The sequence below is a fragment of the Phreatobacter sp. genome, from assembly GCF_030691135.1.
GTDB lineage: Bacteria > Pseudomonadota > Alphaproteobacteria > Rhizobiales > Phreatobacteraceae > Phreatobacter.
On the sequence record NZ_JAUYFA010000036.1, the window covers coordinates 1 to 25,624 of the forward strand.

Here is a 25,624-nt window from a genome sequence, read left to right on the forward strand (position 1 = left end):
CCTCACCCGGCCTGCGGCCGACCTCTCCCCGCCGGGGAGAGGTGAAGAGCCGGCAGCGGCACGGGTGAGATGACGAGCCGGCGGCGCCAGCGATAACCCGGCCAGGCCGTGCGGGGTCAGGCCGGCGGTCGGCTATTGTCCTGGTTCGGCCACTCGACGAGATGGTGCTCGAGCTCCTGCAGTTCCGTCAGCTCATGTTCCCAGGCGGTGATGCGGCCGCGCACCGATATGCCGGCGGCGTGGACGGTGTCCGGATCGCCGGAGACCAGCGGGTGCCACCAGTAGAGATCGCGGCCCTCGGCGACGAGGCGGTAGGCACAGGTCGGCGGCAGCCAGACGAGAGACCGCGCCTCGGCCGGCGTCAGGCGGACGCAGTCCGGAACCTCGTCCTGCCGGTTCGGATAATCGCGGCAGCGGCAGCTATCGCCGTCGAGCAGGGTGCAGGCGACAGAGGTGAAGTGGATCTCGCCGGTGTCCTCGTCCTCGAGCTTGTTCAGGCAGCAGCGGGCACAGCCGTCGCACAGGCTCTCCCATTCGCCCTCGCTCATCGCTTCCAGCGGCTTCACCCGCCAGAAGGGTGCGGCGGCCGGATCGCCTGCAACGTCGTCGACCATGGGCGGGCCTCTCCTGGCGGCGTGGACCATGCGGCGCCCGGCCCCGCGGTAACCCTGTTGTCAGAGAACCGTGAACTGGGCGCGGGGCCGTTGGCTCGCCCTGCCGATCTCCGATATGGTAAGCCAATCGTCAAGAGCATGCCCAGAAAGGGTGCCCGGCTTGAGCGATCTCACTCCCAGCGGCGGGTGGGGCAGCGCCCTGAAGCGCGTCCTCCTCGACCTCGACGCCCGGTTGAACGACGGGGCCTGGCGCCTCGCCGGGGCGATCGGTCGCGGCTGGGAGCGCCTCTCTGACGTCGCCGACCGGGTCCAGGTCTATGGCTGGAAGCGGGTCGGGGCCGAGATCGCCTCGGAGGGCATGACGCTCGGCACCGGCGGCCTCGTCGTCCTCCTCATGCTGGCCATCCCCGCCTTCCGCGAGACCGAGGACGACTGGCGCAAGCGCTCCGAGCTCTCCGTTGTCTTCCAGGACCGCTACGGCAACGAGGTCGGCCGCCGCGGCATCCGCCACAACGATTCGGTGCCGCTGGAGGAATTCCCGGACCATCTGATCAAGGCGGTGCTGGCGACCGAGGACCGCCGCTTCTACGACCACTATGGCATCGACCTGATCGGCACGTTCCGGGCGCTCGCCACCAATGCCCGCGCCGGCGGCGTGGTGCAGGGCGGCTCGACCCTGACCCAGCAGCTCGCCAAGAACCTGTTCCTCACCAACGAGCGCTCGATCGAGCGCAAGATCAAGGAAGCCTTCCTGGCGCTATGGCTGGAATCGCGGGCGACCAAGAATGAGATCCTGAAGACCTATCTCGACCGCGCCTATATGGGCGGCGGCGCCTTCGGGGCCGAGGCGGCGTCGGAATATTATTTCGGCAAGTCGGTGCGCGACGTGACGCTGGCGGAAGCCGCTCTGCTCGCCGGCCTGTTCAAGGCGCCGACACGCTTCGCACCCCACATCAACCTGCCGGCGGCGCGGGCCCGGGCCAATACCGTGCTCGACAACCTGGTCGAGGCCGGCTTCATGACCGAGGGCCAGGTCTTCGGCGCCCGGCGCAATCCCGCCACCCCCGTCGACCGCAAGGACGAGGCGGTCCCGAACTATTACCTCGACTACGCCTTCGAGGACGTGAAGCGGCTGGTGGCGGCGACGCCGAGCCTGGTCGACCGGGTTCTGACGGTGCGCACCGGTCTCGACCTGACGATCCAGAAACAGGCGGAGCTGTCGGTCGAGGCGGTCATCCGCCAGTTCGGCACGGACTTCGGCGCGAGCCAGGCGGCGGCGGTGGTGATGGAGGTCGACGGCACGGTGCGCGCCATCGTCGGCGGACGCGACTACGGCGCCAGCCAGTTCAACCGCGCCACCGAGGCGATGCGCCAGCCCGGGTCCTCGTTCAAGCCGATCGTCTATGGCGCGGCGATGCGGGAGGGGCTGATCAACGGCCGCTCGGTGGTGGTCGACCGGCCGATCTGCCTCGGCAACTGGTGCCCGCAGAATTACGGCCGCAGCTTCTCCGGGGCGACGACCGTCACCGCCGCCCTGGTGCGCTCGATCAATTCCATTCCCGTCATCCTGACCCAGCAGATGGGCCGCGGCGACAGCCGTGTCGGGCGGCAGAAGATCATCGCCACGGCCCGCGAGATGGGCATCACCCGGCCGCTGACCGATTCGGCGCCGCTGCCGATCGGCGCCGCGGAAGTGACGCTGGTCGAACTCACCACCTCCTACGCCACCTTCGCCTCGGGGGGCCTGAGCGTCCGGCCGCATGCCGCCGTCGAGATCCGCAATTCGGCCGGCGAGCTGGTCTGGCGGGCCGATCGCGACCTGCCGGAGCGTCGCCGCATCTTTCCCGAGACGGTCGCCGTCGACATGAACGCCATCATGGTGGGCGTGGTCGAATCCGGCACCGGGCGGCGGGCGCAGGTGCAGGGCGTCCAGGTCGGCGGCAAGACCGGCACGACCAATTCCTACCGCGACGCGCTGTTCGTCGGCTATTCGGGCCAGTTCGTCACTGGCGTCTGGTACGGCAACGACGACTATTCGCCCACCAACCGGATGACCGGCGGCTCGCTGCCCGCCATGACCTTCTCGCAGGTCATGACGGCGGCGCATCAGGGCCTCGACCGCAGGCCGATCTTCGGCCTGACCGGCGGACCGCAGCCGGTGCCGGGCGTGCCTCCCGGCACGCAGGTTCCGCTCGCCGGGGTGCCGGACCGGCCGCAGGTCCTGTCGCGGTCGTCGCTGGAGGTGCTCGGCCGGATCGACATGCTGCTCAGGGACGCCTCCGATACGCTGCGCCCCGGGCCGCTCTCGGCCGGCCCGGCCGGGTCGGTGCTGCGCTGACGACGGGGAAGGATGATCGCTGAATGCGCCTGCTCCCTGGCCTCCTGCTGGCGCTCGGCATCGGCGCGGTGACGGGCCTCGGCCTGACGGCGCTGTCGGTCGGCCGCGGCACCGGGGCGGGCACGCTGCGCATCGGCCCCTGGCTCGCGACGCCGAAGGCGGGAACGCCCGAGGCCGATCCCTATTCACGGGCCGTCACGGCGCGGCTCGGTACCCTGCCGCTGGCGCTCGCCGACGGCCTCGCCCTGGTTGCCGATGCCGACAGCAGCGGTGCCGCCATCGACGGGCGCTGTACCTACCGGGTGGCGGGCAGCGTCCCGCCCGCCCGCTTCTGGACCCTGACGGCGGCGCGCGCCGATTTCGCCCCGGTCGTCGAGGAGGGCCTGCGCCAGGCCTTCACCAGCTACGAGATCGTGCGGCTGGCCGAGGCCGGGACGGACGTCCTCGTGGCGCCGCAGGCGCGGGCCGGCAACTGGCTCCCCTCCGGCGGCGTCGCGGATCTGCGCCTCATCCTGCGGCTCTACGACACGCCGGTCGCGACGACCATTTCGGCGGCGACGGTCCTGCCGTCGATCACCCGGTTGAGCTGCCCATGAGCAGCATCGCCAGCCGCCTCGCCCGCCCGTTCCGCCGGGTGCTCGGCGCCCTGCCCTGGGTGATCGCCGGCCTGCTGCTCGGCGTGGCCGTGCACATCCTGTCGGTCTTCGCCCTGCCGCGGCTCGCCCCGGACGATGCCCGCGCCCGCCTCGCCGAGGTGACGGCGGTGAACCGTCTCACCACCCTGTCGGGCGGCGGCTCGGTCGTCCTGCCGCTGGCCGATCCGGCCTTCGAGACGGCGGTCTGCCGCTTCGACCTGTCAGCCGGTCCGCTGCATGTGCGGGCACCGGTGACGCCGCATTACACCGCCGTCGCCCTCTACACCGCGACGGGTATCGCTTTCGGCGCCATCAACGACCGGGCGGCGACGCGGCGCACCCTCGACCTCTTCGTGGTGACCCAGTCGCAGCGGCGCGAACTCTCCACCGACGAGGACGAGACGGCCGCCGACAACCTGATCCTCGTCTCGCCGACCACCGAGGGCTTCGTGCTGATCCGGGCGCTGGCGGTGCAGCCGAGCCTTGGCCCCCTCATCCGGGAACAGCTCGCCGCGCAGTCCCTGTGCGAGATCCTGACACCGGAACAGGCGCCGGCGACGCAATAGGGCGGCGGCCACCTACTTGCTGATGACGATCTCTTCCGGCGGCGGCGAGCGCGGATAGAAGCGCTGCGGCGCCTGCTCGACGCCGACCGCGCCGCGCGTCGGCAGGGCGGCGCAGAACCTGTCGAAGTCGCGGATGTCCTCCTCGAGGCCGCGCAGTTCGCGTTCGGCGAGCACCGCCTCGGCCTCGGGTGTGGCGACGATCTGCGTGTTGAGGGAGCAGCGATAGGCGTCGGCATGCTGGCGCAGGCCGTGGCGGACCCAGGAGACGATGGTCCGGTTCTCGGCGATCCGGTCATGGGCCGAGCGGATCTGCACGGGGCTGAGGGTCCGGATATGGCCGAGGGCACCCTCCCGCACCCGGTCGGCCTCCATGACCTCGCGCGCCTTGTCGCAGAAGGGGCGGATGCGCTGCCGGTCGGCGCGCATGTCGTCGACCATGCGGATGAAGCGCGCCCGCGACGAGCGATAGTGCTCGCGTTCGAGGGTGTGGCAATAGCCGCGCGGGTCGGGGTCGAAGCGCACGGGATCGCCGATGCGGGTGCGGCGCAGCTCCGCCCAGAACTGGTTCCAGCGGTCGTGCGGAAGGGTCGGCATCATCAGGCCGTAGCCCAACTGCCGCATCTCGCGCTCGGCATCGGTGAAGTCGAAGCCGGAAACCGGCTCGGCGCGGTAGCGGGCGGCATGGCCACCGACCCAGGGCATGATCTCGTCATTGACGACATTGGCGGCGGGACGACCGAAGTCACCCTGCGGGGCACAGGCCGTGAGCATCAGCGCCGCCGCGGCGAGCGCGAGCCACGCGGAAACCGGCTGTCGGTGCGGGCGCGCCAGAGGCATGCCGAGGCCTTCCATCGATATGGTGGCCCGTTCTCGGGATCGCGATCAGGCGCTCCTGCGCCGGCGCTTCGGCCGGTCGCCGCCCTTGAGGGGCGGATCGACGGTCAGGATCGGCGGCGGGGGAAGGTCATGGCGCTCGACGCGCACCACGGGCAGCAAAAGAATCTGGCCGCTGACCGCTGTGTCGTCCGTGGCCGGGCGCAGGATGCGCCGTCGTTCGAGCGGAAAGCGAAGCACTGCACCCATCGGACCCTCCTTTGCGCCTGCCCTCCAATGCGGCCATGCCCGGCGACCATTCGCCGACGCGCAGGGCGACTTAACAACCGCCATGGTTAACGGCTGGTTACCTCGGCGCCCATCTTCGGGCGGCCGGACACGGCTGCCCCGCCCCGTTCCGGTCTTGACGCGATGCCCGCCGGCGAGCCCGATCGGCTGCCTCGCCCTCGCCCCTCCGGACCCGCCCCATGGCCTTGCCTGCCGCACCCGAAGACCCGCTGTTCTATGTCGTCGAGATCGACCTGCCGGAGGGCGGCCAGACGACGTTCCGCGACTGGTACGCCCATGTCCACGCGCCGCATCTCTACGAGGCCGGCTTCACCACCTGTACCTCCTACCAGGCTGCCCGTGGCCGGATGGACATCGTCGACGTCTACCAGGCACCGGGCTGGTCGATCTTCGAGAGTGCGGCTTTCGCCCGCTACCGGCGGCTCGCCTCAGCCGACCCGCATCTGCCGCCCTTCATGGCCGGCATCGCCAACATCCGCACGCCCTATGTCGCCTGGCCGGACAGCGGCCTGGCGGCAGCCGAGCCCCTCGCCGCGGACTGGCTGACGATCCTGCGTTTCGACGCGGATGACGGCGCCCTCGCGGCGGTGGCCGCCTGGCTCGGCGCCGGAGGCGGGGAAGACCTTTCGGCCCGGAGCGTCGTCCGCACGCGGCTCCTCACCCGCACCCGACCGGCGCCGACGGGAACCTCGGACCGGCCCGCCGCGGCACTCGTGCTGGAGAGCAGGCGCGATCCCGGCGCGGCGCTGCCGAACGGCGCGCCCCCCGCGCTCACCGGCGCCGCAGGTCCGCATTTCACCGGAAGCCGGCTCTATCCCTGGCCGGACGATACCGCGCTGCGCACGGAGCCGAGCGGCCGCAATCGTTAACGCGGTCTTTCCACTAACGGAACGCTAACGAGTTCCTTCGTATTGTCGGCAACCGTCCCTCCGCCCCTCCGGTCGCCCTTCGCGCATGTCGTCCCAGCGTCTTCCCAGCGTCCAGCGATTGATCGGCCTTGCGCGGTCGAACGGCATCGACGTCCGGCCGACCCTGCTGCGCATCATCGTCGACCAGTTCGTCGCCGAGACGCACCACAGCGCCGCCGAAGTGACTCGGTTCGGCGAGCTGGTGGTCAACCTCCTGCCCAAGGCGAGCGAGGCCGACCGCATCCTCGTCGCCGCCAAGCTCGCCCGCCACCGCCAGACACCTGCCGTCGTCGCGCGGCGCCTCGCCGCCGATACCGGGGTCGTGGCGCGCCTGGTCCTGACGCATTGCCGGGCCCTATCGGACGACGATCTCTTCCTCGCGGTCCGGTCGGGCGATCCGCTCAAGGCGCTGGCCGTGGCAGAGCGCGAAGATATCGGGCTCGCCGCACTGGTGGCGCTGGAGGACATGGAGGATCCGGTCGTCAAGGCAGCGCTGGCCGCCCGCATCGGCCGTTCGCCGGTGCCGAGCCGCGAGCCCCTGATGGGACCTCCCGTCGATATCGGCCGCCGGTTCCTCGCCGCGGCGACCGCCCAGCGCGAGACGATGCTGGCCGAACTCGCCCTGTCGCAGCCGGCCCTGCCGCCGGGTCTCGGCCCCCGCGGAGCGGCCAAGGGACAGGGCCAGGGCCAGGGTCAGGAAATCGAGGTCGCCGCCCTGTCGCGCCGCGAGGGCGCCCTCGCCGAAGCGATCGGCCGCACCTTCGGCCTCGACCGCGCCACGGCAGCCAGAATCGCCGACGATACAGGCGGCGAACTCCTGGTGGTCTCGGCCCGCGCCCTCGATCTCGGCCGCGAGGCGACGACCCGCATCCTGCTGTTCTCCCACGAGGCGATCGGTACATCGGTCGAACGGATCTACGCGCTCGCCGCCCTCTACGACGCCGTGCCGCGCGGCGTTGCGGTCACGCTGGTGCGCGCCTGGCAGGAGGCCGCGCCCCTCGCCCCGCCGGTGCGGACGGTACGGCACCAGCCGGCGCTGGCTCCCGATGCCTCCGACCGGATGGGGGCACGCCAGGCGGCGAGCCCCGCGCCGCGTCAGGCGGCACGGTCGCCGGCCGTGCGACCGGCGGCATCCCGGCTGCCGAAAGGTTCCTGAGCCCGGTCAGGGCCGGGCCAGTTCCACGAAGGTGCGCCCGTCGCGATCCTCGACGTCGACGATCCAGAGGTCGGGGTCGAACTTGGTTTCGCGCGCCAGCTTCTCGCCGACCCTGAACTCCTCGACGAAGATTTCCGGCCAGGCGGGGACGAAGAGGCGGTCGACCGGCCGGCCGTCGTCGAAGGCCGATTGCGGCGCTTGCAGATAGAGCGCCACCAGGCGGTCGGCGGCCCGCGAGACGGTCACGGCGATGGCGCCCGCCTCGGCATTGCCACGGCGGCGGAGCGTGGCGAAACCGCCTTCGAGGCCGACGCGCCGCATGAAGGCGGAGACCCAGAAGTCGGAGGTGACCCGCATCAGCGGCGGGCGCCGGAACTCTCGGCAGCGATGAGGTCGCCGATGGAGCGCTCGCGGGGGGCGGGAGCGGGCCGCGGCGCCGGAACGGCGCGCGGGTCGCGCGACAGGAGGTCGGCGATGTTCTGCGGACCCTGAGGGGCGGCCGGAGCCGTTGCCGGGCGGGCCACGGCGGCGGCGGAAGCAGCAGCCGGCGCGCCGCGGCGCAGACGGGCCAGCAGGGATTCGGAGGCTTCCCCGGTGACGGTCAGGCGCGCCTCGGTCTCGTAGCGGCGGATGGCCGCCTCGGTCTTGGGGCCGGAACGGCCGTCAACCGTGCCGTCATAGAGGCGGCGACGCAGCAGCTCGCGCTGCACGTCGGCGATGATGTCGGAGCGGGACCGTGCCGCGGCGGCGGCTGCACCGACGGCGGGCGCGGAAGCCTCGCTCTGCCGCGGCGTGATGCTGGCGGTCTGCTGCACGTCGGCCGGCCGGGCGGCGACCGGCGCTGGCGCCGGCTGGATCACTGCGGCGGCGAAGAGCGGGGCCGGATGGGGGCCGGTCTGGCGGACGAGGGCATTGGTGACGATGCCGACGGCGACGAAACCAAGCAGCACCAGCGCGATTCTGTCGCCGGGGCTGCGGCCGATGATCTGCCGCCACAGCGAGGTGCGCGGCGCCTCGTCGTCCATGTCGTGGGCGGCGCGCCCGCGGCGGGGACGCAGATCCTCGTCGTCATAGGTCGCGTCACGCAATTTTCCGTTCCTCCTGGGGCTTGTCGATCACGGGCGCGGTCGCGGCCACCGGCAGGGGCGCGACCTGCCCATGCGCCTCACAGTCCATCGGCATCCGCAGCGTCACGCGGGTTCCGCGACCGACCTGCGAGGTGATCTCGAGGCGGCCTCCGTGCAGTTCGGCGAGGCCCTTCACGACCGACAGGCCGAGGCCGGTGCCGTCATAGGGCCGGTCGTAGCTGGAGCGCGCCTGGAAGAAGGGGCTGCCGAGCCGCGGCAGATCCTTGGCGGCGATGCCGATGCCGGTGTCGGTCACCGAGAGCGACAGCCAGCCGCCGTCGCGGCGCAGGCCGATGGTCACCGAACCGCCCGCCTTGGTGAACTTGATGGCGTTGGAGACGAGGTTGAGCAGGATCTGCCGGTAGGCGCGCTTGTCGCCGACGACCTCTTCAACGCCGTCGGGAAGCTCGGCGGTGAGCGCCACGCCGGCACTGCTGGCCTTGAGGTCCATCATCTGGACGCATTGCGCCACCAGCGGCGGCAGGGCGAAGGGCTCGGGCGTGATCTCGAAATGGCCGCTCTCGATCTTCGACATGTCGAGGATCGAATTGACGAGGTTGAGCAGATGCTCGCCGGAGTCGCGGATCAGCGTCGCATATTCGTGGCGGCGCGCCTGATCGAGGCGCATGGCCTCCTCATGCATCAGCATTTCGGAGAAGCCGTTGATGGCGTTCAGCGGCGTGCGCAGCTCGTGGCTGACATTGGCGAGGAAGCGGCCGCGCGCCTCGTTGGCCCGGTCGGCCTCTTCACGGGCGCTGTCGACGGCGGCCTCATGCTGCTTGCGCTCGGAGACGTCGCGCAGCACCGAGACGACCTGCTGGCCATCGCCGGATCCGGCAAGCGGGCGGCTGCGCATCTCCATCCAGATGAAGGAGGGCTGGCCGTCGACCGTATCCTCGCGGCGCAGCCGGAACTCGGCAGCCGCCTCGATGTTGCGGGAGGCGGCGATCGACAGGGCGCTGAGATAGGCCGGGCGGTCGGCGACATGAACACGGTCGAACAGGTTCTGGCCGTGCAGGGCATAGGACGGCACGCCGACGACGCGCTCGGCGGCGGGCGATGCGAAGACCACGGCGCCGTTGCGGCTGTGGCAGGTGATGAGATCGGTCATGTTCTCGGCGAGGAGCCGGTAGCGCTGCTCGCCGACCGAGTGGACCTCCTCGCCGGCCCGGCTGACCATCACCGCGGAGAGGGCGAGGCCGACGGCATAGATCACGGCGGCGGCGACCGAAGCGAAGGCGGCCACGGCGAGATGGGCCGAGCCGAGGGTCGTCGGCATCAGCGCGCCTGTCATCTGCAGGGCGCCGATCACGCCGACGGCGCCGACGACCATGGCGCCAGCGCTGTTGACGACGCGGCGCGAACCGGAGAGCACGGCCTCGGCCGGGACCAGCGCGAACCAGATGACGATGAAGGAGGTGAGGCCGCCGGACAGCGCGGCGATCACCGAGACGATGCCGGTCAGCGCCACGGCCGAGAAGAGGTGCGCCCGCTGATAGGCGCCGGTGCGGGACAGGAAGGTCGCGATGGCGATGGGAAGAACCAGCCAGCCGAAGGCGATGGTCTCGACGAGGCCGGGAACGCCCTGGAAGGCGAGGAACAGCGGCAGTGCCGAGAGGGCGACGAGGCCCGGAATCAGGCGCGTCGCGATGAAGGCCCGGTGACGGGCGAAGACGACGGGGTCCACGGTCGCGGCCGGATGGACCAGACCGTCGAGATAGGAACTCACCGAACCGATCAACGCGTTCTCACGCAACGCACTCACCCCGACCCGCGGCATCCGCCGTTCTCAATGTCCGGAGGATCGCAGTCCGGCATGAAGGAAAAGCTAAGTCGGCGGGGCGCGCGGCCCGGCGGGGTCGTGCGCCGGCCGTTTCGTCGGCCATGGTGAAGAAAGGCTTGCGGCCGACGGCCACGTCCAATCCCGACAATTTGCATAAACCTTAACCCGAATTCAGGCCGGTTTCCGGCGGATTCACCGTCTCTGCCAAGGCCCTGTTCACAGGTCGAACCCATGATCAGCAGGACCGGAGCGGTGCCCTCGAGGCGACAATGACCGCCCGGATACAGGGCTCCAACGACCGGAAACGGCGTCATGTCATTTCTCTTCAAGGCCGCCTTCTGGCTCGGCCTCGTCTTCTATGTGCTGCCGCCGTCGGCCCCGCTGCCGCCGTCGGCCTCCAGCGACCTGCCGACGGGGGGCCAGGTGGCGAGCGCGGTCATCCGCGGCGCCGTCCAGCTCTGCCGCGACAATGCCGATGTCTGCGCCCGCGGCGTCGGCGCCGTCACCGAGACGGTACAGCGCGAGGTGGTCGGCGAGGCCATGCCCGCCGCACGCGACACGCTGATGCCGGCCGACCTGCAGGTGCCTTTCGGCGGCCTGGCGATCCCCCCGGGTTCGGCACCTAAGCAGGCGCCGCTGCCGCCGCGGCGCCCCGCCTGACGCGGCGCTTTGTTTCGGCGCCGCATCGCCCTATATCCCCGGCATGAGCCAGCTTGCCACCCCCGCGATCGACGAGATCAAAGAAGCCTTCGCCCTGATCGACGACTGGGAGGAGCGCTACCGCTACCTGATCGAGATCGGCAAGGCACTGCCGCCGCTCGCCGCCGAGGAGCGCAGCGAAACCAACAGGGTCAAGGGCTGTGCCAGCAATGTCTGGCTGGTCACCCATGTCGCCGACCCCGGTCCCGACGCCATGATGAGCTTCGCCGGCGAAAGTGACGCGCATATCGTCAAGGGGCTGGTGGCCCTGACGCTCGCCTTCTATTCGGGCCGCCCGGCCCGCGAGGTCGCCACCGACGACGCCTTCGACCTGTTCCGCTCCTTCGGCCTCGAACAGCACCTGACGCCGCAGCGCTCCAACGGCGTGCGCTCGATGATCGACCGCATCCGCCGCGACGCCGTCGAGGCGCTGACGGTGTGATCAGAGCGCGATGATGCCCATCCATGGCATCCTTGCGCGGCAGGGATCACGACAATTCATGGTGACGTAGCGCGCCGCCACGCTAAATTCCGCCTCCCCGATGGGAGGAGATGCGCGATGACCGGCTGGTCGAAAACCTGGACCTATGTCGACGGCGACTGGCTGGAGGGCAATCCGCCACTGACCGGGCCGCGCAGCCACGCCTTCTGGCTCGGCTCGTCGGTGTTCGACGGCGCCCGCATCTTCGATGGCAAGATGCCGGACATGGACCTGCACGCGGCGCGCCTCAACCGCTCGGCGATGGCGCTCGGCCTGAACGCGACCATGACGGTGGAGAGCATCGTCGGTCTGACGCGCGACGGCGCGAAGAAGTTCGACGGATCAGTGCCGCTCTATGTCAAGCCGATGTACTGGGCCGAGGGCGAGGGCGGCAACGCCATCCTGCCGGACGCGGAGACGACGCGGTTCTGCCTCTGCATCTTCGAGGCGCCCATGGGCGCGCCGACCGGCATGGCGATCACCCTGTCGAAGTTCCGCCGCCCGACCATCGAGAACGCGCCGACCGATGCGAAGGCGGGGTGCCTCTATCCGAACAACGGGCGGGCGCTGCGCGAGGCGAAGTCCCGCGGCTTCGACAATTGCCTGGTGATGGACATGGTCGGCAACGTCGCCGAAACCGCGACGTCCAACATCTTCATGGCCAGGGACGGCGTCGTCTATACGCCCATCCCGAACGGCACCTTCCTGAACGGGATCACCCGGCAGCGGACCATCGCGCTGCTGCGGGAGGCCGGCGTCACCGTGGTCGAGCAGAGCCTGCGCTATGCCGATTTCGAGACGGCGGACGAGATCTTTTCGTCGGGCAACTATTCCAAGGTCGTGCCGGTGACCAAGATCGACGACCGGGCGCTGCAGCCGGGTCCGCTCGGCCGCAAGGCCCGCGACCTCTATTTCGACTATGCGGCAGCCGGCCCGCGCCTCTGAGGGCTGGCCGCCGGGGAGCTCTCCCACAGGTGCGAGAGCCACGCCCGGGGGTCACCCCCCGACATGGGCGCGGAAGTCCTTGAGCGAGGCGAAGCGGGACGTGCCCTCGGGCAGATCCGCCTCGATGCTGCCGTCGCCGTAGAGGCGGAAGGAAATGCCGGCGATCACCCCCTCGCGCAGCAGCGGTGGCATCGGCGGGGGCGCCGGCGCGGCGAGCACGGGCTCCTGACGCGGCGCCACCTTGGACTGCGGCTCGAAAATGTCCTTCAGATCGTCCATCAGCGAGGTGGCGGGGTCCGCCGACGGTTTCGCCGGCGCCAGCAGGTCGTTGAGCTCGGGGAAGTCGCGGGCGAGCGCCGCCATGCCATCCTCGCGCGGGGCTGCGGCGGAGGCCGCCGCCGGATCCGGCCTGATCAGCTCCAGGCGCGGAGGCTCAGGGCGTCTCGGCGCCTCGACCACCGGCGCCGGGAGCGGCATGACGGGTGATGGCGCCGGGACAGGCGGCGGCTCGATGACCGGCGGCGGCGCGGCCACGAGGGCCGATTCGGCGAGCGAGGCATGCAGCGCCCGCTCGAGCTCTTCCTCGATGGACAGCGGCGGGGGCTCCTGCCGGTCCGGCGCGGGCTCGGGGGGAAGCGGCACGGCGAGGTCGGGGGCCGCGACAGGCCGGGAAATCGTCTCGCGCAGACGCGCCATGAAATCGTCGGCGTCGGGGATCGGCGCCAGATCCGGTACGGCCGCCGTCGCGTCCCGCGGCGGGTCGATATCCCGCCGGGGCTCGAAGGCTTTCTCGGTCTCGACGGGCAGCGGCGCGTCGCCGTCGTCGGGCTCGGCCCGGTGCAGGGCCGAGGCGATCGGCTCCGGTTCGGCGGGTGCGCGGGCATCGCCGGCGGAGGCACCGAGGAGAAGGCGCTCCAGCGAGGCCATGGGGTCGGTCGGCTCATCGCCGGGAGCGGCCGCCGACGGGGCGAGATCGGCCTCCGCGGCCTTCAGCTCCGCCCGCATGTCCTCCAACGCATGGATGAGGTCGGCATCGGGCCTGGCAGGCGCAAAAGCCTTCTCGTCGCCCGTCCAGGGCTGATCGTCGCCCGTGAAAGCCTTGTCGTCACCGGCAAACCGCTTGTCGTCACCGGCAAAGGCCTTGTCGTCATCGAGATCCTCGGCGACAGGGACGGCGACGGGCGGCGCGACGGCGGGTTCGGGGGGCTTTTCGGCGCTCCGCGCCCCGGCGGATGCGGAGGTGGCGGATGCCGCGAGACCGGCCGCGGCAGCAAAGGACGCCTGGCCGGCCAGTGGCGGCAGGCCGAAGCTCTGGCGCGACGGCGGCGTCGGCACGGTGGGGGCCGCTGCCGGCGGAGGAGGAGGCGGAGGCGGAGGCGCCATCAATGCCTCCTCCAAGCGGTCGAGGACGACGGGGGCGACGGGAGCCACGGCCGGCGCGGTTGCCGGCATCGCCACCAGCGGCGCCTCGGCGGCGGGAGCAAGGCCGGCCGGCCCCTCCATCGTGTCACCCGCGGCCATCCCGGCGGGAAGGCCGGTGCGCAGGGCGTCAAGCTTGTCCGCGACGACGCCGAGTTGCCCCAGAACGGCAGCGAGGCCGAACAGGACGATTCCCGCGGCGGCGATGACCGCGCCGACGATCATCACCGTATTGCCGAGGCTGAGCAGGGAGGGATTGGTGCCCCAGTAGAGCGTCACCGACCCGATCAGCGCCAGCACCGCGGCCGCCACCTTCAGCACGAGGGCCATTGATCGTCCTTTCAACCACGCGGGACTTGCCGCCCGCTCCCGGCTACCGTTGAGCCGTCAAAAAACGACCTATCCAAGGCAAGTCGTCAGATTCTCGCAACTACATCAAGCGATGGCCGTACGGCAATTGCCGGGGCGGGTCCCACGGCTTATGTGAGGGGGGTTGTTTCGTGTGCGATCGCCCGCCGCACCGCCTGACCGTGGGCGCCCCCATCTGGAGACGTGATCATGGCTTTCACCCTCGACGATCTTCCCTACGCCTACGATGCCCTGCAGCCCTACATGTCGAAGGAGACGCTTGAGTATCACCACGACAAGCACCATCAGGCCTATGTCACCAACGGCAACAACCTGATCAAGGGCACCGAGTTCGAGGGCAAGAGCCTCGAGGACATCGTCAAGGGCTCGTTCGGCAAGCACGCGGGCATCTTCAACAATGCCGGCCAGCACTACAACCACATCCATTTCTGGAAGTGGATGAAGCCGAATGGCGGCGGCAAGATCCCGGGCGGCCTGGAAAAGGCGCTGGTCGATTCGTTCGGCTCGGTCGAGAAGGCCAAGGAAGACTTCATCCAGGGCGGTATCACCCAGTTCGGCTCGGGCTGGTCCTGGCTGACCGTCCAGGGCGGCAAGATCGTCGTCACCAAGACCCCGAACGGCGAGAGCCCGCTGGTCCATGGCGGCCTGCCGATCCTCGGCGTCGACGTCTGGGAGCACTCCTACTACATCGACTACCGCAACCGTCGTCCCGACTATCTCAAGGCCTTCGTCGAGCACATGGTCAACTGGGACTATGTGGACGAGATGTTCCAGAAGGCCACCGCCTGAGACAGTCGGACCTGCTGAATACGGAGCACCCCGGCCACGCGCCGGGGTTTTTCGTTGGCGGCGGGCCTTCAACTGGCGGCGCGGACGCTTCCCTCACCTCTCCCCGACCGTGAGATCTCGACGAGCAAAGCGGGTCGGGTGAGCGGGAGAGCGCGCAGCCGGAGAGGGTTTGCCCCCTCACCCGGCCTGCGGCCGACCTCTCCCCGCCGGGGAGAGGTGAAGGGGCGCCTCGTTCTGAAACGCCGGGGAGAGGTGAAGGGAGCCTCGTCTCGCCGGCTGGAGAGGCCGTTGCCCCTCAGGCGATCTCCGTCACGATCTTGCGCCTGACCGCGTCCGCGAATGACCGATTCTCGTCTGCCACCTCAACGAAAGCGCCGGGGCCGCCGATCACCGCCTCGCGGTAATAGTCCGGCAGCGGTTGGCCGATGCGCGCCGGCACCGATCCGCCGGGCCGGAGGATCGCCAGGGCGTTGACGGTAATGCCCTTGGCCACCGCGTCGTCGCGGGCCGCCTCCACCGCCCGGCCGCCGATGTTCGGCCCGTCGCCGGAGACGTCGATGACCCGCTTCATCCCGCGATAAGGTCCGGTCTCGATGAGGTTGACCGAAAAGTCGATGGCCGCCGAAATCGAGTTGTAGCCGCGCGCCTCGCGCGGACGGGCGATCAGTTCGGCGGCGAAGGCCTTGGCGCTGGCCTCGTCACGGATCAGCGTCCAGTCGACGATGACATGCTGCGAATGGGGCCCGCCCCATTCGGCGTAGATCACGGCGATGGCGCCGTGGATGCCCCTGCCGATGACCGAGAGGACCTCGGGAGAGGCGAGCGCCTGGCCGTAGCCCTCACGCTGCAGCCTGAGTTCGTCATTGTCGATGGAACCGGAGCCATCGGCGGCGAGCGCCAGGACGACATCGACCGGAACCGGGCGCTGGGCATGGCCGAAGCGGGGGGCGGCCGCTGCGGCCGCAAGACCGAGCGCGAGGCGCCGGGACAATCGGTTTGCTCGCGAATGGGCCATGCGTCTCCCCCGTCCCCCACGCCGGACCGCGCCATGTTCCAGCGCGCCGTCGGCTATGACCATCCACATCATCGTGACCGGCGGGGGCTTCGTATAGGGTGCGCCTCCGCAAGCGCAGAGCCCAGAGCCCGATACCCCATGGCCCTTCTCGTCCTCCTGTCCGTCGGCATGCTCGTCGTCGGCTTCGGCGCCTTCGGGGTGATCGGGGTCATCACGCCGATCAGCCGCGACCTCGCCCTGACACCGGTGGGTGCCGGCTGGATCGTCAGCGCCTATGCCCTGGCCTATGCGATCGGCTCGCCGATCGGCGCCTCGATCACCGGGCGGCTCGACCGGCGCTCGGTCCTGGTCATCGGCATGGGCCTGATCGCGGCAGGCGCCCTGCTCACCGCGACGGCGTCCATGCCGCCAGTGCTTTATGCCGGCCGCATCCTGCTCGCCTTCGGGGCCGGACTCTATTCGCCGGCCGCCGCCGGGGTCGCCATGATGGCGGTACCGCCGGCCCAGCGCGGCCGGGCTCTCGCCGCCGTCTATACCGGGCTGACCGTCTCGCAGGTGATCGGCATTCCCACGGCGGGCATGATCGGTTTCACCATCGGCTGGCCCTGGCTCTTCATCGGGATCGCGCTGGCGGCCGTGATCATGGCCGCCGCGCTGTGGCTGCGGGTGCCGGCGCGGATCGCCATCGCACCCGCGACCCTCGGTGATCTCGCCCGCGCCATGACCGATCCGCGGCTGGCGATCGCCGTGCTGGTGACGGTGACGGTGATGGGCGCGGCCTGGATCCCCTACACGTTCCTGTCGCCGATCATCGAGGAGAAGACGGGCGGCGGTGCCGGCATCGTCGCCGTCCTGCTGGTCGTCTACGGCGTCGGCTCGGTCGCCGGCAACGCGCTCGGCGGCTTCCTGGTCGACCGCATCGGCGCCAACCGGACCTTGCTCATCGCCGCAGCGGGACCGCTCCCCTTCATGGCGGCGCTGACCTTCATCGCCTGGGAGCCCTGGCTGGGCGGCATCATCCTTTTCCTGTGGGGCATGCTCGGCTGGACCATCGGCGTGTCGCAGCAGGCGCGACTGGTGGCCCTCGATCCGGCGCGCATGCAGGTGCTGCTGTCGCTCAACGCCGCCTGCATCTATGGCGGCGCGGCGCTGGGTGCGAGCCTTGCGGGCCTCGCCAAGAGCCTCGGCGGGATCCAGGGCCTCGGCATCGCGGCGGTCGGGCTTGGCCTCGTCGGCCTCGCCCATCTCGTCCTGTCGCTGAAGCTCGGCGGGCGGCGGGACTACTGACCGGGCGCCTCGGGCGCGCCGGTCACCGCCACCGCGAAGGCATAGGAGCGCGCGACTTCCGCGAGCCGGTCGAAGCGGCCGGCGGCGCCGCCGTGTCCCGCATCCATGTTGGTGACGAGGAGAACGGGGTTGGCGTCGGTCTTGGTGGCGCGCAGCCGCGCCGCCCATTTCGCCGGCTCCCAGTAGGTCACCCGCGGGTCGGAGACGCCGGCAAGCGCCAGGATCGGCGGATAGTCCTGCGCCGCGACATTGTCGTAGGGCGAATAGGCGAGCATGCGCCGGAAGGCGTCGGGATCGGCGACGGGGTTGCCCCATTCGCGCCATTCCGGCGGGGTCAGCGGCAGGGTGTCGTCGAGCATGGTATTGACCACGTCGACGAAGGGCACTTCGGCGAGGATGCCGGCGAAGAGGTCCGGGCGCATGTTGGCCACCGCGCCCATCAGCATGCCGCCGGCCGAACCGCCCTGGGCGACGATGCGGCCCCTGGCGGTGAAGCCCGCGGCGATGAGGTGCTCGGCGCAGGCGATGAAGTCGGTGAAGGTGTTGGCCTTGAACTCGCGCTTGCCGGTCCGGTACCAGCGATAGCCCTTCTCCATGCCGCCGCGCACATGGGCGATGGCATAGACGAAGCCGCGATCGACCAGCGACAACCGGGCCGTCGAGAAGGAGGCGGGCATGGAGGCGCCGTAGGAGCCGTAGCCGTAGAGCAGGACCGGGGCGGTGCCGTCGAGCGGCGTGTCCTTCCGGTAGACCAGCGACACCGGCACGGTCTCGCCGTCGGCGGCGGGCGCCAGCAGGCGGCGCGTGACATAATCCGCAGCGTCATGGCCGGAGGGCACCTCCTGGCGCTTGCGCAGCACGCGGGTGCGCGTGCGCATGTCATAGTCCCAGGTCTCGTTCGGCGTCGTCATCGAGGAATAGACGAAGCGCAGCGTGTCGGTGTCGAATTCGTAGCCGGGCAGGACGCCGAGGGAATAGGCCTCCTCGTCGAAGGCGATGGCATGTTCCTCTGCTGTCGTCAGGTTGCGGATGACGATGCGTGGCAGGGCGTTCTCGCGCTCCAGCCGGATCAGCCAGTCCTGCAGCACATGGGCCGAGAGGACCAGGATGCCGGGACGGTGGGGCACCACTTCCGTCCAGTTCTCCCGCGACGGCGCCGCCAGCGGCACGGCGACGATGCGGTAATCCTCGGCGTCATCGTTGGTGCGGATGAACAGCGTCTTCTCGCCGCGCCAGGACGGGTGGTAGTCAGGATAGGCCTTCACCTCGTCGACGCGCGGCAGGACGCGCCAGGGCACGGCGTCCGGCCGGGTGAGATCGAGTGCGAAAGTCTCGGTCGAATCGCTCTGGGCGCAGGAAATCAGCGCGAGGCCGCCGGCGGTCGCCTCCCCCATGCCAACGAAGACGGTGGTGTCCGTCTCCTCGAAGACGAGGAGGTCGGCGGCCTGATCCTGGCCGAGGCCATGCCGGAAGATCCTCAGCGGCCGGTGGTTGTCGTCGAGACGGATGTAATAGAGGGCGGAGGCGTCGCCGCTCCAGACGGCGTCGCCGCCGGTCTCCTCGAGGAGGTCGGCAAGATCGGCGCCGGTCGCGAGATCGCGGACCTTCAGGGTGAAGAATTCGGAGCCCTTGTCGTCATAGCTCCAGGCGAGAAGCCGGTGGTCGGGGCTGTGGGCGGCGCCACCGAGGTCGAAGAAGGCCCGGCCCTCGGCCAGGGCATCGCCGTCCAGCATGATCTGCTCGCCCGCCCCGCTCCCGCGCGGGCGCCGGCAGACGATCGGATGCTGTCCGCCTTCGCGGTAGCGATCATAATAGTCCCAGGCGCCGTCCGGCGACGGCACGCCCGAATCGTCCTCCTTGATTCGCCCCCGCATCTCCCGGACCATGGCGTCGAGCAAAGGCCGGAGCGGCGCCAGCACCGCGTCGGCATAGGCGTTCTCCGCCTCCAGATGAGTCTTGATGGGCGCCGGCAGGACGGCGGGGTCACGCAGGGCGTCCTGCCAGTTGTCGGCGCGCAGCCAGCCGTAATCATCTCGCATTTCGACGCCGTGCACGGTGCTCAGGCGCGACTGGCGGGCGGCCAAGGGGGCGGGGGCGGCTTTGGCATCGAGGGTCATCATGTCACCAGTGCAGCATGGAGCCGGGGTGCGGCGCAGCAGAAGCATACCGCGTTAGTGCAGTATTAACGCCGGGTTCACTTGTATGGCAGGACTGATGGCGGCGCACCATGATGTATCGAAGGGCGGAACAGCCCCGCGAGCGTGGCGCGATTCGTACAGACCGGGTGGTTGCACCATCGCAACCATTGCTCGTTTTGCGACTGTGAATGGTGGAGGTTGTCGATTCTGTTCAGAGGCGACCCGCTCAACATTCATTTTTTTACTTGGGTATGGCACTTAGGGCCTTGCAACTCAAGCTCAGCGGCAGTATCTGGCTTTGATTGACGCTTTTCCGGTTCGACGAGCTTCCGCGCAACCGGTCCGGATGGTGTCGTACAAGCAATAGAGCAACAGGCTCCAGGCCGCGACGGGGAATTTCAACGTCGCCTGTCAAAGGATTTCGTGACCATGGCCGACTCGTCGACTGCCAACAACTACATCGAGCTCGCTGCCGATATCGTCTCGGCCTATGTGAGCAACAATTCGGTTTCCGTCACCGATCTTCCGGGCCTCATCAACAACGTCCACAACGCGCTGGTGAATGTCACGGCCGGCAAGGTCGAGGTTCCGGCCGAGCCGCTGAAGCCGGTGATCCCGATCAAGAAGTCGATCACGCCGGACTACATCATCTGCCTCGAGGACGGGAAGAAGTTCAAGTCGCTGAAGCGCCACCTGCGCACCCAGTACAACCTGTCGCCCGAGGATTATCGCGAGAAGTGGGGCCTGCCGGCCGACTATCCGATGGTGGCGCCGAACTATGCCGCCGCGCGCTCGCAGCTCGCCAAGCAGATGGGCCTCGGCCAGCAGCGCCGCCGCAAGGGCCGCTGAGCCCAGTTCCCGTTTCCAGTATCGCGCCGTCCGGATCTCCGGGCGGCGCTTTTTTGTGGCCGGCGCCACGCCTGAGCAACGCGACGGCCCGAATCAGTGCGGCGTGCCGGCGGAGGTCGTAGCCCGCCCGGGCCGCCCTTGCCCGCGCCCTCTCCCGGCGCAGTTGCCCCTCCAGCCGCTGCTGCAGCGCCAGGTCCTGACCTTCCGTTGCGAACAGGCCGGCACCGATCCCGATATGTCCGAGCGCCATGGCCTCGACGCGGTCGGGCTCCGCACGCCAGCTGCGGATGCGGCCAAACTTCCTGATCCTTCCGGCCATCGGCACCTCCTTTTGCACGACCGGACAATGATCGAGGGCGGAAAGATGGGGACAACTTTTCCGGGTATTTTTTGTTCTCAGGTTGCATCTGTCGGCCAAGATGCTGATTGGGTTGAATTTTCCCCAAAGCGGTCAGACTGCTGACACGCTCAGGAATAAAAACTTATTACGATCCTCACCGTGACGCTTAAGGATTCAGGTCCTCTCACGGAGACTCGACCATGATGCTGTCCCCTCAACCGTCGCTGCCCCAGGGGCTCGCGCGACCCCGGCACGCCGGGATCGATGTCGCGGCGGCCCTCGCGGCCTGGGTTGCCGGCGTCGACCGCGTCGCGCTGTTCGGCGCGAGCCGCGGCGGCGCCCAGGTCGCGGCGGCACGCCAGCTGGCGATCTATCTCGCCCATGTCGTCCTCGGCCATGACCTGAGCCGGCTGTCCGCCGCTTTCGGCCGGGACCGCGCCACACTCCGCCACGCGCTGCGGCGGATCGAGGACGAGCGCGACGATCCCGCCTTCGACCGGCAGTTGGTCGGGCTGGAGGCGATCCTGCTGCCGCTCCGCAGCGAAGACGGGTCGTGCGGGGGCGCGCAGCGATGAGCCGCAACACCCAGACGGCCGGCTCGAACGACGACGACCGTTTCCGCCGGGCGCACCAGTTGCGCCAGATCGTCGAGACGCCTGAGGGACCGGTGGAGGTCGACCTCGCCGAGAGCCCGCTGCGCTGGCTCGCCAGCCGCCGGGATGCGAGCGGCCGGCCCTTCCTGTCGCCGACCGAGATCGAGGCGGGTGAGCGTTTCCGCCTCGACTTCACCATCGCCGGCCTGTCGCCGAAGCTTGGTGCCACCTGGGCGGCCCCGGTCAGCGGCGGTCGGCCGCCGGCGGCCAGCCGCGACTACGCCGACATCGTCATCGCGGCGAAGCAACGCCTCGACCGGGCCCGCAGCGCCGTCGGTCCCGACTTCGCATCGCTGCTGATGGACGTCTGCGGCTTCCTCAAGGGTGTCGAGGCGGCGGAGCGCGATCGCGGATGGCCGCAGCGCACTGGCAAGGTCGTGCTCAAGCTGGCGCTCGGCGCGCTCGCCCGTGCCTATGGCCTGAGCGACACAGCCAGGGGGGCGGCCCGGTCCGGCGGCATCAGGGTATGGAGGCCGCCGGCCGAACCGGCGGGGTGAAGGCTCAGGCGGCGAGCGCGTCGAGAATGCGGACCCAGGACCTGATGCCCTTGTGGAACGAGGTCAGGTCGTATTTCTCGTTCGGCGAATGGACCCGGTCGTCCTCCAGGCCGAAGCCGACGAGCAGCGAATCGAGGCCGAGGTCGTCCTTGAAGGCGCCGACGATGGGGATGGACCCGCCTGAGCCGATGGTGACGGCCTTGCGACCCCATTCGGCGGTGAGCGCCCCGCGGGCCTTACCGAGCACGGGCATGTCCCAGGGCAGCGACAGGGCCGGGCTGCCGCGCGAGCCGAAGAATTCGGCGCGGCAGTCGGCGGGAAGCCGGGCGCGGACATGGGCGCGGAAGGCTTCGCGCACCTTGACGGGGTCCTGCTCGCCGACGAGACGGAAGGTCACCTTGGCCCAGGCCTCGGACGGGATGACGGTCTTCGACCCCTCGCCGGTATAGCCACCCCAGATGCCGTTGATATCGCAGGTCGGCCGCGACGACACCATCTCGATGAGAAGGCGGTCCTGCTCGCCGATCGGCTGCTTCAGGCCGATGGGGCCGAGGAAGTCTTCGGCCGTCAGGGCGAGGCCCTTCCAGTCCGCCAGGATGTCGGCGGGAAGGTCCTCGACGCCGTCATAGAATCCGGAGATGGCGATGCGGCCGTCGGCACCGTGGATGGAGGCGATGACCTTCGACAGCATGTGGATCGGATTGGCGGCGGCGCCGCCATAGATGCCGGAGTGCAGGTCGCGATTGGCGGCGACCACCTTGAATTCCTCGGAAACGATGCCGCGCAGCGACGTCGTGATCGCCGGCGTCTGCCTGTCCCACATGCCGGTATCGCAGACGAGGGCGAGATCGGCGGCGAGCTCCGCCTTGTTGGCGCGGACGAAGTCGAAGAGATGCTTCGAGCCGCACTCCTCCTCGCCCTCGATCAGCACGGTGACGCCGACGGGCAAGGCGCCGGTGACCGCTTTCCAGGCGCGGCAGGCCTCGACGAAGGTCATGACCTGGCCCTTGTCGTCGCAGGCGCCGCGGGCGACGATCCGCTTCGTGCCGTCGGGGCCGGTCGCGATGCGCGGCTCGAAGGGCGGCGTCTCCCACAGGTCGAGCGGATCGACCGGCTGCACGTCGTAATGGCCGTAGAACAGCGCGTGCGGACCTGCGCCGCCCGGGCTCCTGGCGACGACGGCGGGATGGCCGCCCGTCGCCCTGGCCGAGGCCGCGAAACCCAGCGACGTCAGGTCCTTCACCAGCCAGTCGGCGGCGGCGACGCAATCCGCGGCGAAGGCGCTGTCGGTGGAGATCGAGGGGATGCGGAGCAGCGCGAACAGCCGGTCAAGGCTCTGGTCGAGGCCGGAATCGACGGCGGCGAGAACCTGATCGACGGGGCGGGTTGTCATGGCGGGAGCGTCCGGTGTTCGAGCGAGGGCGGGACGCTAGCAACCCCGCCGGTGATTGCAAACGTGGCGCGCTGCGGGCCTGCCATCCGTGGCGCGAGAGGTGGTCAGGCGAGCTCGCTGGTGACGCTCCGCGCCCGCCCGCTGCGGCGGACGCGCTGCATCAGGGCGCCGACCCGTCGATAGACCAGCCGCGGTGCGGCGTCCGCCGACATGACCGCGGCATAGCCCAGGGCCATGGCCGCGCGGGCGGTGGCGCGGGAAAAGGACGGGGTCAGAAGCAGACAGGGGACGCCAATCTTCAGCGCCGCTTCCGGGGGACGCAGGAGGCCAAAACCGGGGGCGACCTGTGGATCTTGGGCCGGCATCGGCGCCGCCATGGAGACGACGACGACATCGACCCTGCCGGCAGCGATTTGGACGGAGAGTTCCCGCGGGTCAGTAAGCCCGACGGCATGGACCATGCCGAGACTCTTCAGATTGTCCACCGCCACCGCCGGCTCGACCCCGTCGAGGCGGAGGACGACGACCCTGGCGTCGTGGATCTGTTTCGTTCCAGCCATCACACCATTCCCGATGTTGGCCGGACCGAGCATGCTGCGGCGCCGCGCCCGAGCGTCAGGGTGCGACCGCAGGGGCTCGGTCAGCAGCCCCGGCGAACGGGATAATGTTACCGCCTTGAGGAGCCTCTACGAATTTACCTGCAATTGAGGCGATCTTGATCTTTGTGCGATCAGCGGCGGCCGAAGCCGCCGAGCACGCCGCGCATGATGGCCCGGCCGATCTGCGTGCCGACGCTGCGGGCGAGCGAACTCGAGGCATTCTTGATGATCACCTCGGTGGTCGACATCGGCGCCCGGCCGCGGCCCTTGCCGGCGGGCGCGGAGCCGCCGCCGAGGATCGACCCGAGGATACCGCCGAGCCCGCCGCTGTCGGCCTGCTGGACCTGTTCGGCTTCATCGAGCTTCTGCCGGGCGCGCTTCTGCAGGATCTCGTAGGCCGACTCGCTGTCGATCGTTTCGTCGTATTTGCCGCGGAACGGGCTCTTGGCGATGATCTGCCGACGCTCCTGCTCGGAGACCGGACCGATCCGCGCCAGCGGCGGCGAGACCAGCGTGCGCTCGACGATCGACGGCACGCCGTTGCCCTCGAGCGTAGAGACCAGGGCCTCGCCCTTGCCGAGCTGGGTGATCGCCTCCTCGGTGTTCAAATTCGGGTTCTGTCGGAACGTGGTGGCGGCGGCCTTCACCGCCCGCTGGTCTCGCGGCGTGAAGGCGCGCAGCGCATGCTGGACGCGGTTGCCGAGCTGGGCGAGGACCGTCTCCGGCACGTCAAGCGGGTTCTGGGTAACGAAATAGACGCCGACGCCCTTGGACCGAATGAGGCGAACCACCTGTTCGATCTTCTCGACCAGGGCCTTGGGCGCGTCCTTGAACAGGAGATGCGCCTCGTCGAAGAAGAAGACGAGCTTCGGCTTGTCGACGTCGCCGACCTCGGGCAGTTCCTGGAACAGCTCCGACAGCAGCCAGAGGAGGAAGGTGGCGTAGAGCTGCGGGCTCGCCATCAGCTTGTCGGCGGCGAGGAGATTGATGTTGCCGCGCCCGTCCCGATCGGTGCGCATCAGGTCCTTGAGGGCGAGCGCCGGCTCACCGAAGAACTTCGCGCCGCCCTGGTTCTCGAGCGTCAGCAGCTGGCGCTGGATGGCGCCGACGGAGGCGGGCGAGACATTGCCGTAGGCGGCGCGCAGTTCGTTCTGCAGCTCCTTGTTCGACCCCAGCTCCTGCAGGAGGGCGCGCAGGTCCTTCAGGTCGAGAAGCGCGAGGCCGTTGTTGTCGGCATAATGGAAGAGGATGTTGATGACGCCTTCCTGGATGTCGTTGAGATCCATGAGGCGGGAGAGCAGCAGCGGCCCCATTTCGGCGACGGTGGCGCGGATCGGGTGGCCCTGCTCGCCGAACAGGTCCCAGAAGACGACGGGGAACTGATCGGCATGCCAGTCGAGACCGACCTGCTTGGCGCGCTCCAGGATGAAGGGCTTTTCCTCGCCCATCGCGGCGACGCCGGACAGGTCACCCTTGATGTCGGCGGCGAAAACCGGCACGCCGGCATTGGAGAAGCCTTCGGCGAGCACCTGCAGCGAGACAGTCTTGCCAGTGCCGGTGGCGCCGGTGATCAGGCCGTGGCGGTTGCCGAACTTCAGCGCCAGCCATTCCTGTTTGGTGCTCTTCCCGAGGAGAAGTGCGTCGTCGGCCATGACCTGATCCTGAATCGATACCGCTGCGGTAAGCCCGTTCTAGCAATGCAGCCCGGTCCACGCCAAGCGCGATCAGGAGTCGCGGCCATCGCCGCCGATCTTGACCTGGATCAAGGCCCGGAGAGCGCCGGCAACGCAATCTTCCATCGACGACGTGATCGGGAGGTTTCGATGACTGCAACCCTGTATCTCGGCCTGGTTCTGGCCGTCTTCTGCGGCTTTGGCGTCACGCTTGCCTGGCTGGACTATA

At 69.6% G+C, this 25,624-nt stretch carries 25 protein-coding genes; 13 read left to right on the top strand and 12 right to left on the bottom strand.

Annotated features, from left to right (window positions below):
* Nucleotides 1–116: 116 nt before the first annotated feature.
* Nucleotides 117–614: a YcgN family cysteine cluster protein gene (locus Q8O26_RS05605; protein WP_305574323.1), complete on the bottom strand. Its 498-nt coding sequence runs from the start codon at nt 612–614 to the stop codon at nt 117–119.
* A gap of 160 nt (nt 615–774) precedes the next feature.
* Here Q8O26_RS05605 and Q8O26_RS05610 point away from each other — a divergent pair, with 160 nt between their 5' ends.
* From Q8O26_RS05610 to Q8O26_RS05620, 3 genes are read left to right on the top strand one after another with little or no spacing between them, the layout of a single operon-like run.
* Entirely contained in the window at nt 775–2,952 is a 2,178-nt protein-coding gene (locus Q8O26_RS05610) for a transglycosylase domain-containing protein (protein WP_305574325.1), read from the top strand.
* A gap of 23 nt (nt 2,953–2,975) precedes the next feature.
* Nucleotides 2,976–3,548, top strand: a complete 573-nt coding sequence (locus Q8O26_RS05615; protein WP_305574327.1) for a DUF1214 domain-containing protein — start codon at nt 2,976–2,978, stop codon at nt 3,546–3,548.
* Nucleotides 3,545–4,153: a DUF1254 domain-containing protein gene (locus Q8O26_RS05620; RefSeq protein ID WP_305574329.1), complete on the top strand. Its 609-nt coding sequence runs from the start codon at nt 3,545–3,547 to the stop codon at nt 4,151–4,153. The genes Q8O26_RS05615 and Q8O26_RS05620 overlap by 4 nt, the downstream gene beginning before the upstream one ends.
* A 12-nt stretch (nt 4,154–4,165) precedes the next feature.
* Here the strand turns inward: Q8O26_RS05620 and Q8O26_RS05625 are convergent, their stop codons facing one another.
* Together Q8O26_RS05625 and Q8O26_RS05630 are read right to left on the bottom strand one after the other, a co-directional pair.
* Nucleotides 4,166–4,990: a hypothetical protein gene (locus Q8O26_RS05625; protein WP_305574331.1), complete on the bottom strand. Its 825-nt coding sequence runs from the start codon at nt 4,988–4,990 to the stop codon at nt 4,166–4,168.
* A 45-nt stretch (nt 4,991–5,035) separates the two neighbouring features.
* Nucleotides 5,036–5,236, bottom strand: a complete 201-nt coding sequence (locus tag Q8O26_RS05630) for a hypothetical protein (RefSeq protein WP_305574332.1) — start codon at nt 5,234–5,236, stop codon at nt 5,036–5,038.
* 218 nt (nt 5,237–5,454) lie between these two features.
* Between Q8O26_RS05630 and Q8O26_RS05635 the strand changes: the two genes are divergently transcribed.
* Nucleotides 5,455–6,144 (top strand): hypothetical protein, encoded by a 690-nt coding sequence (locus Q8O26_RS05635; protein WP_305574334.1) that lies wholly within the window; start codon nt 5,455–5,457, stop codon nt 6,142–6,144.
* An 85-nt stretch (nt 6,145–6,229) separates the two neighbouring features.
* On the top strand, nt 6,230–7,339 hold the full coding sequence (locus tag Q8O26_RS05640) for a hypothetical protein (protein WP_305574336.1): 1,110 nt from the start codon (nt 6,230–6,232) through the stop codon (nt 7,337–7,339).
* A 6-nt stretch (nt 7,340–7,345) separates the two neighbouring features.
* Here the strand turns inward: Q8O26_RS05640 and Q8O26_RS05645 are convergent, their stop codons facing one another.
* The 3 genes from Q8O26_RS05645 to Q8O26_RS05655 are packed head-to-tail and all read right to left on the bottom strand — an operon-like array spanning nt 7,346 to nt 10,231.
* Nucleotides 7,346–7,696 (bottom strand): DUF1491 family protein, encoded by a 351-nt coding sequence (locus Q8O26_RS05645; protein ID WP_305574338.1) that lies wholly within the window; start codon nt 7,694–7,696, stop codon nt 7,346–7,348.
* On the bottom strand, nt 7,696–8,427 hold the full coding sequence (locus Q8O26_RS05650; protein WP_305574340.1) for a peptidoglycan-binding protein: 732 nt from the start codon (nt 8,425–8,427) through the stop codon (nt 7,696–7,698). Before Q8O26_RS05650 ends, Q8O26_RS05645 begins: the two co-directional genes overlap by 1 nt.
* Nucleotides 8,420–10,231, bottom strand: coding sequence for a PAS domain-containing sensor histidine kinase (locus Q8O26_RS05655; protein ID WP_371134459.1), 1,812 nt, complete (start codon nt 10,229–10,231; stop codon nt 8,420–8,422). Before Q8O26_RS05655 ends, Q8O26_RS05650 begins: the two co-directional genes overlap by 8 nt.
* A gap of 330 nt (nt 10,232–10,561) precedes the next feature.
* Between Q8O26_RS05655 and Q8O26_RS05660 the strand changes: the two genes are divergently transcribed.
* The 3 genes from Q8O26_RS05660 to Q8O26_RS05670 all read left to right on the top strand — a co-directional run bounded on the left by Q8O26_RS05660 (nt 10,562) and on the right by Q8O26_RS05670 (nt 12,374).
* Nucleotides 10,562–10,909, top strand: coding sequence for a hypothetical protein (locus Q8O26_RS05660; protein WP_305574344.1), 348 nt, complete (start codon nt 10,562–10,564; stop codon nt 10,907–10,909).
* A 43-nt stretch (nt 10,910–10,952) separates the two neighbouring features.
* Nucleotides 10,953–11,390: a SufE family protein gene (locus Q8O26_RS05665; RefSeq protein WP_305574346.1), complete on the top strand. Its 438-nt coding sequence runs from the start codon at nt 10,953–10,955 to the stop codon at nt 11,388–11,390.
* 117 nt (nt 11,391–11,507) lie between these two features.
* The gene (locus Q8O26_RS05670) at nt 11,508–12,374 is read left to right on the top strand and encodes a branched-chain amino acid aminotransferase (protein ID WP_305574348.1); all 867 of its coding nucleotides are present in this window, start codon (nt 11,508–11,510) and stop codon (nt 12,372–12,374) included.
* Between the two features lie 51 nt (nt 12,375–12,425).
* Here the strand turns inward: Q8O26_RS05670 and Q8O26_RS05675 are convergent, their stop codons facing one another.
* Complete coding sequence (locus Q8O26_RS05675; protein WP_305574350.1) at nt 12,426–14,123, bottom strand: hypothetical protein; 1,698 nt, start codon at nt 14,121–14,123, stop codon at nt 12,426–12,428.
* 228 nt (nt 14,124–14,351) lie between these two features.
* Here Q8O26_RS05675 and Q8O26_RS05680 point away from each other — a divergent pair, with 228 nt between their 5' ends.
* A complete protein-coding gene (locus Q8O26_RS05680) occupies nt 14,352–14,951 on the top strand; it encodes a superoxide dismutase (protein ID WP_305574352.1) in 600 nt (199 codons plus the stop codon).
* 295 nt (nt 14,952–15,246) lie between these two features.
* On the opposite strand, the gene Q8O26_RS05685 is transcribed toward Q8O26_RS05680, so the two are convergent.
* On the bottom strand, nt 15,247–15,942 hold the full coding sequence (locus Q8O26_RS05685; protein ID WP_305574354.1) for a DUF1194 domain-containing protein: 696 nt from the start codon (nt 15,940–15,942) through the stop codon (nt 15,247–15,249).
* 162 nt (nt 15,943–16,104) lie between these two features.
* Between Q8O26_RS05685 and Q8O26_RS05690 the strand changes: the two genes are divergently transcribed.
* Nucleotides 16,105–17,253 carry an MFS transporter gene (locus tag Q8O26_RS05690; RefSeq protein ID WP_305574356.1) on the top strand — a complete coding sequence of 383 codons (1,149 nt, stop codon included), beginning with the start codon at nt 16,105–16,107 and terminating at the stop codon, nt 17,251–17,253.
* Here the strand turns inward: Q8O26_RS05690 and Q8O26_RS05695 are convergent.
* Nucleotides 17,247–19,373, bottom strand: coding sequence for a S9 family peptidase (locus Q8O26_RS05695; protein ID WP_371134460.1), 2,127 nt, complete (start codon nt 19,371–19,373; stop codon nt 17,247–17,249). The two genes, Q8O26_RS05690 and Q8O26_RS05695, sit on opposite strands and share 7 nt — an antisense overlap.
* Nucleotides 19,374–19,820: 447 nt before the next feature.
* Here Q8O26_RS05695 and Q8O26_RS05700 point away from each other — a divergent pair, with 447 nt between their 5' ends.
* The 3 genes from Q8O26_RS05700 to Q8O26_RS05710 all read left to right on the top strand — a co-directional run bounded on the left by Q8O26_RS05700 (nt 19,821) and on the right by Q8O26_RS05710 (nt 21,730).
* Nucleotides 19,821–20,240 (top strand): MucR family transcriptional regulator, encoded by a 420-nt coding sequence (locus Q8O26_RS05700; protein ID WP_305574360.1) that lies wholly within the window; start codon nt 19,821–19,823, stop codon nt 20,238–20,240.
* 540 nt (nt 20,241–20,780) lie between these two features.
* A complete protein-coding gene (locus Q8O26_RS05705; RefSeq protein WP_305574362.1) occupies nt 20,781–21,155 on the top strand; it encodes a helix-turn-helix domain-containing protein in 375 nt (124 codons plus the stop codon).
* The gene (locus Q8O26_RS05710) at nt 21,152–21,730 is read left to right on the top strand and encodes a DUF6456 domain-containing protein (protein ID WP_305574364.1); all 579 of its coding nucleotides are present in this window, start codon (nt 21,152–21,154) and stop codon (nt 21,728–21,730) included. Before Q8O26_RS05705 ends, Q8O26_RS05710 begins: the two co-directional genes overlap by 4 nt.
* Before the next feature lie 4 nt (nt 21,731–21,734).
* Here the strand turns inward: Q8O26_RS05710 and Q8O26_RS05715 are convergent, their stop codons facing one another.
* The 3 genes from Q8O26_RS05715 to Q8O26_RS05725 form a co-directional block, all read right to left on the bottom strand.
* Nucleotides 21,735–23,123: a M20/M25/M40 family metallo-hydrolase gene (locus Q8O26_RS05715; protein WP_305574366.1), complete on the bottom strand. Its 1,389-nt coding sequence runs from the start codon at nt 23,121–23,123 to the stop codon at nt 21,735–21,737.
* A 104-nt stretch (nt 23,124–23,227) separates the two neighbouring features.
* Entirely contained in the window at nt 23,228–23,683 is a 456-nt protein-coding gene (locus Q8O26_RS05720; RefSeq protein ID WP_305574368.1) for a hypothetical protein, read from the bottom strand.
* A gap of 170 nt (nt 23,684–23,853) precedes the next feature.
* Nucleotides 23,854–25,374, bottom strand: a complete 1,521-nt coding sequence (locus tag Q8O26_RS05725) for a helicase HerA-like C-terminal domain-containing protein (protein WP_305574370.1) — start codon at nt 25,372–25,374, stop codon at nt 23,854–23,856.
* Nucleotides 25,375–25,624 lie beyond the last annotated feature (250 nt).

Excerpts from the sequence above, each read along its gene's own strand:
- Q8O26_RS05665 (WP_305574346.1), top strand. The coding sequence starts at position 10,953 with ATGAGCCAGCTTGCCACCCCCGCGATCGACGAGATCAAAGAAGCCTTC.
- Q8O26_RS05710 (WP_305574364.1), top strand. The coding sequence starts at position 21,152 with ATGAGCCGCAACACCCAGACGGCCGGCTCGAACGACGACGACCGTTTC.
- Q8O26_RS05720 (WP_305574368.1), bottom strand. The coding sequence starts at position 23,683 with ATGGCTGGAACGAAACAGATCCACGACGCCAGGGTCGTCGTCCTCCGC.
- Q8O26_RS05625 (WP_305574331.1), bottom strand. The coding sequence starts at position 4,990 with ATGCCTCTGGCGCGCCCGCACCGACAGCCGGTTTCCGCGTGGCTCGCG.
- Q8O26_RS05675 (WP_305574350.1), bottom strand. The coding sequence starts at position 14,123 with ATGGCCCTCGTGCTGAAGGTGGCGGCCGCGGTGCTGGCGCTGATCGGG.
- Q8O26_RS05670 (WP_305574348.1), top strand. The coding sequence starts at position 11,508 with ATGACCGGCTGGTCGAAAACCTGGACCTATGTCGACGGCGACTGGCTG.
- Q8O26_RS05630 (WP_305574332.1), bottom strand. The coding sequence starts at position 5,236 with ATGGGTGCAGTGCTTCGCTTTCCGCTCGAACGACGGCGCATCCTGCGC.
- Q8O26_RS05615 (WP_305574327.1), top strand. The coding sequence starts at position 2,976 with ATGCGCCTGCTCCCTGGCCTCCTGCTGGCGCTCGGCATCGGCGCGGTG.
- Q8O26_RS05705 (WP_305574362.1), top strand. The coding sequence starts at position 20,781 with ATGATGCTGTCCCCTCAACCGTCGCTGCCCCAGGGGCTCGCGCGACCC.
- Q8O26_RS05680 (WP_305574352.1), top strand. The coding sequence starts at position 14,352 with ATGGCTTTCACCCTCGACGATCTTCCCTACGCCTACGATGCCCTGCAG.
- Q8O26_RS05715 (WP_305574366.1), bottom strand. The coding sequence starts at position 23,123 with ATGACAACCCGCCCCGTCGATCAGGTTCTCGCCGCCGTCGATTCCGGC.
- Q8O26_RS05660 (WP_305574344.1), top strand. The coding sequence starts at position 10,562 with ATGTCATTTCTCTTCAAGGCCGCCTTCTGGCTCGGCCTCGTCTTCTAT.
- Q8O26_RS05690 (WP_305574356.1), top strand. The coding sequence starts at position 16,105 with ATGGCCCTTCTCGTCCTCCTGTCCGTCGGCATGCTCGTCGTCGGCTTC.
- Q8O26_RS05725 (WP_305574370.1), bottom strand. The coding sequence starts at position 25,374 with ATGGCCGACGACGCACTTCTCCTCGGGAAGAGCACCAAACAGGAATGG.
- Q8O26_RS05620 (WP_305574329.1), top strand. The coding sequence starts at position 3,545 with ATGAGCAGCATCGCCAGCCGCCTCGCCCGCCCGTTCCGCCGGGTGCTC.
- Q8O26_RS05700 (WP_305574360.1), top strand. The coding sequence starts at position 19,821 with ATGGCCGACTCGTCGACTGCCAACAACTACATCGAGCTCGCTGCCGAT.
- Q8O26_RS05605 (WP_305574323.1), bottom strand. The coding sequence starts at position 614 with ATGGTCGACGACGTTGCAGGCGATCCGGCCGCCGCACCCTTCTGGCGG.
- Q8O26_RS05645 (WP_305574338.1), bottom strand. The coding sequence starts at position 7,696 with ATGCGGGTCACCTCCGACTTCTGGGTCTCCGCCTTCATGCGGCGCGTC.
- Q8O26_RS05695 (WP_371134460.1), bottom strand. The coding sequence starts at position 19,373 with ATGATGACCCTCGATGCCAAAGCCGCCCCCGCCCCCTTGGCCGCCCGC.
- Q8O26_RS05635 (WP_305574334.1), top strand. The coding sequence starts at position 5,455 with ATGGCCTTGCCTGCCGCACCCGAAGACCCGCTGTTCTATGTCGTCGAG.
- Q8O26_RS05640 (WP_305574336.1), top strand. The coding sequence starts at position 6,230 with ATGTCGTCCCAGCGTCTTCCCAGCGTCCAGCGATTGATCGGCCTTGCG.